Raw genomic sequence first — 8,232 nt, forward strand, 5'->3', positions numbered from 1 at the left:
TATTTTAGAGTGGCATTTAAGCCTGTGGCCACAATAATTCAAAAACAAAACACACTCGATAATAAAGGAGCTATTGTTGAAATGCAAGGAAAAGGAAGACATGATCCGTGTGTAGTACCACGAGCAATTCCTATTGTAGAGGCTATGGCAGCATTGGTATTGGCAGATTATCAGCTTTTAAGAAGCCAGGAGTTGTTTCGTAAATAGCCTCCTTAATTTTAGTACCAATTAATTTTTAAACTAACTAACTACTTAAGAATATTATATTATGAAAAGACTGGCATTGCATTGGAAAATTATTATTGGAATGATTCTCGGTATATGCTGGGCGCTATTGTCTAGTTTTATGGGATGGAGTTCCTTTACCATTGATTGGATTGACCCATTTGGTACAATATTCATCAATTTATTGAAGCTCATTGCAGTGCCATTAGTTCTGTTTTCAATAATTAGTGGTGTGGCCAATATTGGTGATCCTTCGAGTTTAGGAAGAATGGGAGGGAAGACTTTGCTTCTTTATATGGTGACTACTATTTTTGCTATTTCTTTGGGCTTGGTACTGGTCAATACTTTAAAACCGGGAAAGTTGATTGATGAGCAAAGCCGAATTGATAACCGAATCAATTATGAAATTTGGGCAGGTTCGCAAGGTTATGAAATCAAGGACGGTATTAATTATTTGCATGATCCTCAGTATTTTGAAAGAGCTCAGGTTATTTCAAATCTTACTAAAAACGATTTGAAAGAAGCATCTATTTCTGATAAAATTGAAACGGCAGATAAACAAAAGGAGATATCGCCATTACAGCCTTTGATTGATGTTGTACCAGATAATTTCTTTTATTCATTATCCAATAACGGATTGATGCTGCAGATTATCTTTTTTGCCATCTTTTTTGGAGTCTGTTTATTGTTTATACCTAATGAAAAATCTGCACCGGTTTTAAAACTTGTTGACGGAATTAATGAGGTGTTTCTTAAAATGGTGGATATGGTCATGCAAGCTGCTCCATTTTTTGTTTTTGCTTTGCTGGCCGGCGTAGTGAGCAAAATGGCAGGCGATGATATTGGTAAAGTTGTTGAAATATTTAAAGGATTAAGCTGGTATTCCTTGACCGTATTATTAGGGCTTGTCACTATGATTTTTATAGTCTACCCAAGTATTTTAAAAGTGTTTGTTAGAAAATTCCCTTATTTTGGGTTTTTTAAAGCCATGAGCCCGGCACAGACGTTGGCTTTTTCCACATCAAGTAGTGCAGCAACACTTCCGGTAACTATGGAGTGTGTGGAGCAGAATCTTGGTGTTGACAAAAAAATAAGCAGTTTTGTATTGCCCATAGGTGCTACGGTAAATATGGATGGCACGAGTCTTTATCAAGCCGTTGCCGTTATATTTTTAGCACAATTGCACATGATCGATCTTACTATAGGTCAGCAGTTAACAGTGGTGTTAACAACGACATTGGCTTCAATAGGATCGGCTGCAGTGCCAAGTGCTGGCTTGGTTATGTTAATTATAGTTTTGGATTCAGTTGGACTCAATCCTGCTTGGATAGCTATTATATTTCCGGTAGATCGTATTTTGGATATGTTTAGAACAGTGGTCAACGTAACTGGCGATGCTGCGGTGTGCTGTATTATTGCAGATGGCGAAAACATGCTGGACTATCAGGAGAAAAGCAATCAATCAGATACTTTTGAGGTAGAATCTTAATCAGTACGTTAATATATTGACTGCTCTCTAGTAAAATCAGCAAAAATTTTAAATTTCAGGTTTGTTTCTATTTTAAGAATACACTTGTGTCATCATTTTAAATATGCGCAGCACGTTTTCTATTGATTCTGTTTTTTATCACTGAGAAATTAAAAACAAAAATAGAAATGAGGATGAGAAGGTAACAAATTGCTTCTAGCGCACTTACTTTTTCGTCGAAATAGAAAATAGCAAAAGCAAAATTCAGTAATGGATTCAAGTATATAAAAACACCGACCACCGCCGAGTTTAAACCTTTTAATGCATATATATTAAGATACATTGGGATAATGGTGAAAACTACAGCAATTAATGCCAACATTCCATAGAAAAACGGTGTTTTTTCGTTGGGTGAATCATAAGAAATTATAAATGGAAGAAGTAGAATAACAGCTACAAATACTTGAAATGTCAATACTAAAAATCGATCGATATCATGGTTTTTTCTTTGAAGGATCAAATACAACGCATATGAAAGTGCAATAATCATACTGTAAAATAAATCTGTAATATTGCCCAAGGAAAGTAGCAAGCACGCAAATCCACTTAAAATAACAGCAATCCACTGAAGTTTAAATAACTTTTCTTTCAGAATAAAAAACGCCAAAACCATTGTCAGGATTGGGCAAATGAGATATGCCAAAGATGTTGCGCTCACACTTACATTATTCATTACGTATATGTATATGTACCAGTTGAGAGCTAAAAACAACCCACTAAGGATATTGGTGATTATAATTCTTTTTTTGTCCTTGTTCCCAAACGAGTTAAATATTTTGATGTTAGATTTCAATACTTTAGGTCTGAAGAGCAATGAAACAATAAGCATTATTCCCAACGAACCCAAAGTGCGATAACTCAATATATCAAACGCCGAAAAATCATCGAGAGCTTTTAATACTATACTAAAAAAGCCCCAAATTGTGAAGGCAGAAATTACTGCGATATAATATTTTGAGTTCATTGACTGAATTTTTATAAGCTTGCAAAGGTATTGCTATTCAGTTTAACGTGCTAACGTTAATTGTTTTTAAATAGGCAAGAATTCTTAGCAATGGAAAAATACGAGTGCAGTATTTTTCTGTTTTTTATAAAAATTTGGATTTCAATTCTGGTGTTGGAATCATGCATTCCTCTTTTTTACCATACCATTTATATCTGTTTTTGGCGATAAAATCATAAACAAAGTTTCTGATAAATGTGGGGACAATTAAAAAAATAGCCATTAGATTTCTTGGAAAACCAAGTTTGGATGCAATTTTTAACGCTGCTGTCGATTTATAAAAAATGGTGTTTTCCGGAGAATAAAGTAAAATAGAATCGGTTTTGGAAGTATCAACATTAAACTTTTTGATAATGAATTGACCTACTTCACTTTGTAAAGCAGTATAGCGAAATACATCGTTTTTATCATGTTTAATAACGTATTGCACTGAGGCATCGCAAAGGTTGCAAACCCCATCAAAAAGAATGAGTTTTTGGTTTTTATCCAAATTTATACGCATGATGTTTTCGTTCGTTTTTAATTGCTCAGCGGAACTATTAAAATTCTACTTCGCAGCTTCCACCAATTCTAACTGTTCTACACTAACGTTTGTTGTAAACATGCCATAATTGATGACCGCTTTGTTTTTTTCAAGTTTATCGATACTTCCAATGGCTCTTCCATCTTGTAAACGCACCCGATCACCAATTTTAAAAATGGGTTTTGGCTGTGGTGTTTTGGCAATTTTAACTTTAGCAGCTTTCTTTTTTTCTCGTATAACCTCTATGGTTTTCTCAACTTCCTTAATAACTTTTTGCTCTTTTGCCTTTTGAACCTTTTTGGCTTGTGCAGAAACCTTTTTGCGCTTAGAATTTTCAATTTGGACCATTTTAAACAATTCGCCCATCAATTCGCGTTTTTGATTATTTTCAAAATAACGTTCGGCCAAATCATTCATTTTTTGGCCCAAATAAATCAAGCGTTGGTTGCTGTCGTACAATTCTTGATAGCTCTCGAGTTTTTTTTGAATTTTGAGATTGGTTTCTTCTAGTTTTTCAGTTTCATCCAGTTTTTTGCGTTCGTTTAATTTTAGTGAACGTTCTGTTTTTTCGAGTTTTGATCGTTCTTTTTGAAGTTTTGCAATGGTGGCATCAAACCTCACTTTTCCGCGTTCTATTTTCTTTTTAGCACGATTGATAAGTCCAAATGGAATTCCGTTTTTTTGAGCAACTTCAAAAGTAAAAGAACTTCCGGCTTGGCCTAAAGCAAGTTTGAACATAGGCTCCAAGCTTTTTTCATCAAACATCATATTGGCGTTTTGCATATACGGCAATTCATTGGCCAAAACTTTCAGGTTGGAGTAGTGGGTTGTGATAATCCCATAGGATTCACGATGGTAAAATTCTTCCAAAAATGTTTCGGCAAGTGCACCGCCCAATTCAGGATCACTTCCTGTTCCAAATTCGTCGATTAAAAAAAGCGTGTTTTTATTGCATTTTTTTAAAAAGTAATTCATTTGTTTTAATCGGTAGCTATACGTACTTAAATGATTTTCAATGGATTGGTTGTCGCCAATATCGGTTAAGATCCGATCAAATAAACAAACTTTACTGCGTTCATGAACTGGAATTAAAAGGCCACTTTGCAACATGACTTGCAGTAATCCAACGGTTTTTAGAGTGATACTTTTTCCACCGGCATTAGGACCTGAAATTACGATAATCCGATTTTCTGGATGCAATAGGATCGATTGTGGAAAGGTTTTTAGTTTTTTCTTCTTATTGGAAATATAAAGCAATGGATGAACGGCATCTTTTAGTTCATAGGTCCTATCTTCAGCAATTTCAGGTAAAATGGCATTGATGGACGCAGCATATTTGGCTTTGGCAAAAATGACATCCAATTCGGTCAAAAATTCTTGGTAATCTTTGAGTAAATCTCTAAACGATCTTGTGTAATTGGTGAGTTCCTTTAAAATTCGAGTGATTTCTTCCGATTCTTCAAAAACCAAATTATTGAGTTCGCGCGTGTGCTTAAAGGTATCTTCGGGTTCAATATAAACAATGCTTCCGGTTTTACTGTTTCCCAAAATACTACCCTTCACTTTTCGTCTGTACATGGCTTTAACAGCCAAAACTCGTTTGTTTTCAACTACGGATTCTCGGATATCATCCAGATAGTCCATAGCGCTATATGCATTCAACGCCGACATAAAACTTTGGTTGATTTTCCCTCTGACGCTATTTATTTCTTGTCGTAGCGTAAAAAGTGTTTCGGAAGCTTGGTCCTTAACATCTCCAAAACGATCGATAATAGCATCTATCTGAACAATTAATTCTGTTGTTATTGGAATGGCTGATGCAAATTCAAAAAGATGTGGATAATAGGTGTTAAATTTTTTTAAAAAACCAATAATTTCATTGCAAGTCGTGGAAATCGCTTTAATTTTTTTAAAACTACTGGTTTCTAAATAGGAGTTTTCAATTTTTAGTAATTGAATTTCTTTGGTAATAGGTTCGAAACTATGGTTTGGAATTCGGTTATCGTTTTCAAAAGATGCCAGATAATCGTTTGTACGAGCCAGAGCTATTAATAAATCATCCTTTTTAGAAAATGGAGCACATTGCAATGCTTTTTCTGTGCCTAAATGTGTAAGGCAATAGGAAGACATTTGCTCTAGTACGGTGTGAAATTCTATATCTTTTAAGGTTTTTTCTTGAATGTGCATGCTCTTGGATGATTCTTTAACAAGGTTCAAATTTAAGGAAAATTAAAGTTTTGCGATATAAATTTTAAGGGCTACTCAAATCCACTTATTTTTATCATAAACAAAACGTCATGAACATAAATATACCTCTAAGTTGGCAGCAATTATTACAACCTGAGTTTGAAAAACCTTATTTTAAAGCGTTGGATACGTTCGTACAACAAGAATATGCCAAATATAATTGCTATCCTGAACCAGATGCTATTTTTAATGCTTTCAATTGGTGCTCGTTGGATCAGGTTAAAGTGGTGATTATTGGCCAAGATCCTTATCATGGTGCAGGTCAAGCTAACGGATTGTGTTTTTCGGTCAATGATGGTGTGGCACATCCGCCTTCTCTCAGAAATATTTTTAAGGAACTGGAAACTGATTTGGGCAAACCTTATCCTATATCTGGCAATTTGGAATCTTGGGCAAAACAAGGGATTCTTTTATTAAATGCCACTTTGACCGTTAGGGAAGGTGCGGCGGGAAGTCATAAAAATAAAGGTTGGGAAACGTTTACAGATCAGGTTATTAAATCAGTAAGTGATCAGAAAGAACATGTTATCTTTTTACTTTGGGGTGGTTTTGCTATCAAAAAGGCAAAACATATAGATTCTAAAAAACATGTTATTCTCACCTCAGGCCATCCATCGCCTTTAAGTGCTAATAGAGGGTATTGGTTTGGTAATAAGTGTTTTAGTAAAACTAATTTGCTGCTGCAACAAGCTGGTGAGACTCCAATTGTCTGGTAGTTAAAGTAAACTGTTGTTTTACGGAATTAATTTTTGAAGTTTCAACTTTAGTTATTTTGTTACAACTAAATATAAGTAATGCAAAATTTAATATAACTAAGAAAGCGACGATTAAACTGATGGTTACGATCATGATTTTTAATTTTCGCCAAACGGTAGATTTGGCAATTGGGCATCGCAAAGGTACACATTTTTAATGAATTAGCTAATTTGTTTAATAAATTTTAGAAAATTATGGATTGACAAGTGGTTATAGGTTTTTGACGATCTGTGTATAAGGTTTTGATTCTGATAAAATATCCAGTTTTATTAGTTTTTCTTGTACTTTTTTGACTGTAGCTGTATCAAGGTTTTGCTGTGACCATTCGGTTAATGAAAGCCATTCCTGAACGTCGTCCAGTTGTATGGCATATCGGTTGGCAATCATTCGGTCAATACTTGGGATCTCCTTAAAATCGATGGTCGTATTGTTGATGGTTTCCAAAATGAGCTTTACGGTCGTTTCATTAGCTTCAAGAAATTCATTTCTTACAGCAATAACAAAACAAGGCCAAGGTGTTGGGCAATTTGCGATACGTCTAAACACCCCAGAATCCACCACGGGTTTGGTCATGAATTTTTCCCACATAAAATAATCGGCATCGCCATTGTTCAGTGCTTTTATGGCACCTTCCATATCTTGGATGACTTCAAAATTAAGATCGTTTTTAATGTCCCAACCATGATTTTCAGCATTGATATACGCCATTAAATGTGAGCCTGAGCCATAACGGCTAATGGCACAACGTTTTCCTCTAAGATCTTGAACCGTTTTAAATTTAGAATCTTTGGCAACATGGATGCCCCAAATTAGAGGTGATTCTACAAAAACCTGAACAATTTTACTCGGATTTCCTTCGGCAATATCCTTAACGATTCCCTCCGTTAAGATAACGGCCATGTCAATTTCACCTGTTCTAAGCGCTTCAGTCATGGCACCGGTTCCGCTAGGGTAATCGTTCCATTTCAGGTTGATGTTTTCTGCTTTGTATTCACCGTTTTTTAGTGTTAAATACCAGGCCAAATTAAAATGTTCTGGAACGCCACCAATAGTTACTGTTTTCATTAAAAATATTTATCATTTCCCATTATAAAAGGGATGAAAATTAATAGTTTCAAACCTCTAAAAAAATAATCTTAAAGGAGTTTTGATTTGGGGTAATAGATTGATTATCAGATTATTTGACTAATTTGTTTAAGGTATAAAGAATCAATGCTTCAACAAGTTTTTTTGGATCCTTGCTAAATTCGCCTGTTGCACGGTTGGCAATAATGGCATTCATGGATAGTGCTTTGTGGCCCAAAAGTGAAGCTAAGCCATAGATTCCTGCCGTTTCCATTTCAAGGTTGGTAATGGGCATTTTGTTGTAATTAAAACTTGCGAGCTTGTCATTAAGATCATTATCTTGAAGTGACAATCTCAAAATACGACCTTGTGGCCCGTAGAATCCGACATTGGTTGCCGTAAAACCTTTTACAGTTTTATCCGAACTGAATTTATTATATAATGATGTATCACATTTTACAACATAAGGTTTTGATTTTAACGGACTCCAATTGGTGTGTTCCATCAACGCCTCTGAAATAACCGGATATTGAACGTGTTCGCTATTGTAAAAATGAAGTAAACTGTCAAATCCTACGGCATAATCACTGATTAAAAATGAATCTACGGGGATTTGTTTTTGAATCGATCCAGAGGTGCCAATTCTTATGATTTCTAAAGATTGTAGTTCTTTTTTTATTTCACGACGTTCTAGATCGATATTGACCAACGCATCCAATTCATTAAATACAATGTCAATATTATCAGTACCGATACCAGTAGAAATAACGGTGATGCGCTTGCCTTTGTAAGTTCCGGTTTGGGTATGGAATTCTCTTTTTTTAGTTTGAAATTCTATATGGTCAAAATGTTTTGTGACATTGTCCACACGATCGGGATCACCAA

General features: G+C 35.0%; 8 protein-coding genes. 3 read left to right on the forward strand and 5 right to left on the reverse strand.

The features are described from left to right. Together VNJ50_RS10790 and VNJ50_RS10795 are read left to right on the forward strand one after the other, a co-directional pair. A partial coding sequence (locus tag VNJ50_RS10790) for a chorismate synthase (RefSeq protein ID WP_325581742.1) occupies positions 1 to 207 on the forward strand: 207 nt, incomplete at its 5' end. 61 nt (positions 208 to 268) lie between these two features. Beyond that, complete coding sequence (locus tag VNJ50_RS10795; protein ID WP_325581744.1) at positions 269 to 1,714, forward strand: dicarboxylate/amino acid:cation symporter; 1,446 nt, start codon at positions 269 to 271, stop codon at positions 1,712 to 1,714. Positions 1,715 to 1,811: 97 nt separating this feature from the next. On the opposite strand, the gene VNJ50_RS10800 is transcribed toward VNJ50_RS10795, so the two are convergent. The 3 genes from VNJ50_RS10800 to VNJ50_RS10810 all read right to left on the reverse strand — a co-directional run bounded on the left by VNJ50_RS10800 (position 1,812) and on the right by VNJ50_RS10810 (position 5,466). Next, the gene (locus tag VNJ50_RS10800; RefSeq protein ID WP_325581746.1) at positions 1,812 to 2,717 is read right to left on the reverse strand and encodes an EamA family transporter; all 906 of its coding nucleotides are present in this window, start codon (positions 2,715 to 2,717) and stop codon (positions 1,812 to 1,814) included. A 124-nt stretch (positions 2,718 to 2,841) separates the two neighbouring features. After that, positions 2,842 to 3,258: a thiol-disulfide oxidoreductase DCC family protein gene (locus tag VNJ50_RS10805; protein ID WP_325581748.1), complete on the reverse strand. Its 417-nt coding sequence runs from the start codon at positions 3,256 to 3,258 to the stop codon at positions 2,842 to 2,844. 45 nt (positions 3,259 to 3,303) lie between these two features. Continuing rightward, on the reverse strand, positions 3,304 to 5,466 hold the full coding sequence (locus tag VNJ50_RS10810) for an endonuclease MutS2 (protein WP_325581750.1): 2,163 nt from the start codon (positions 5,464 to 5,466) through the stop codon (positions 3,304 to 3,306). Between the two features lie 110 nt (positions 5,467 to 5,576). Here VNJ50_RS10810 and VNJ50_RS10815 point away from each other — a divergent pair, with 110 nt between their 5' ends. Further along, complete coding sequence (locus tag VNJ50_RS10815) at positions 5,577 to 6,242, forward strand: uracil-DNA glycosylase (protein WP_325581752.1); 666 nt, start codon at positions 5,577 to 5,579, stop codon at positions 6,240 to 6,242. A 250-nt stretch (positions 6,243 to 6,492) separates the two neighbouring features. Here VNJ50_RS10815 and VNJ50_RS10820 read toward each other — a convergent pair whose 3' ends face one another. After that, a complete protein-coding gene (locus tag VNJ50_RS10820) occupies positions 6,493 to 7,347 on the reverse strand; it encodes a substrate-binding domain-containing protein (protein WP_325581754.1) in 855 nt (284 codons plus the stop codon). A gap of 112 nt (positions 7,348 to 7,459) precedes the next feature. Further along, positions 7,460 to 8,232 (reverse strand): nucleoside phosphorylase (locus VNJ50_RS10825; protein ID WP_325581756.1); only part of this gene is annotated, 773 nt, incomplete at its 5' end.

Origin of the sequence: Gelidibacter sp. (assembly GCF_035577925.1) — a bacterium.
Lineage (GTDB): Bacteria > Bacteroidota > Bacteroidia > Flavobacteriales > Flavobacteriaceae > Gelidibacter.

Coding starts and splice junctions, on each gene's coding strand:
- VNJ50_RS10810 (WP_325581750.1), bottom strand. CDS start 5,466: ATGCACATTCAAGAAAAAACCTTAAAAGATATAGAATTTCACACCGTA.
- VNJ50_RS10815 (WP_325581752.1), top strand. CDS start 5,577: ATGAACATAAATATACCTCTAAGTTGGCAGCAATTATTACAACCTGAG.
- VNJ50_RS10820 (WP_325581754.1), bottom strand. CDS start 7,347: ATGAAAACAGTAACTATTGGTGGCGTTCCAGAACATTTTAATTTGGCC.
- VNJ50_RS10805 (WP_325581748.1), bottom strand. CDS start 3,258: ATGCGTATAAATTTGGATAAAAACCAAAAACTCATTCTTTTTGATGGG.
- VNJ50_RS10795 (WP_325581744.1), top strand. CDS start 269: ATGAAAAGACTGGCATTGCATTGGAAAATTATTATTGGAATGATTCTC.
- VNJ50_RS10800 (WP_325581746.1), bottom strand. CDS start 2,717: ATGAACTCAAAATATTATATCGCAGTAATTTCTGCCTTCACAATTTGG.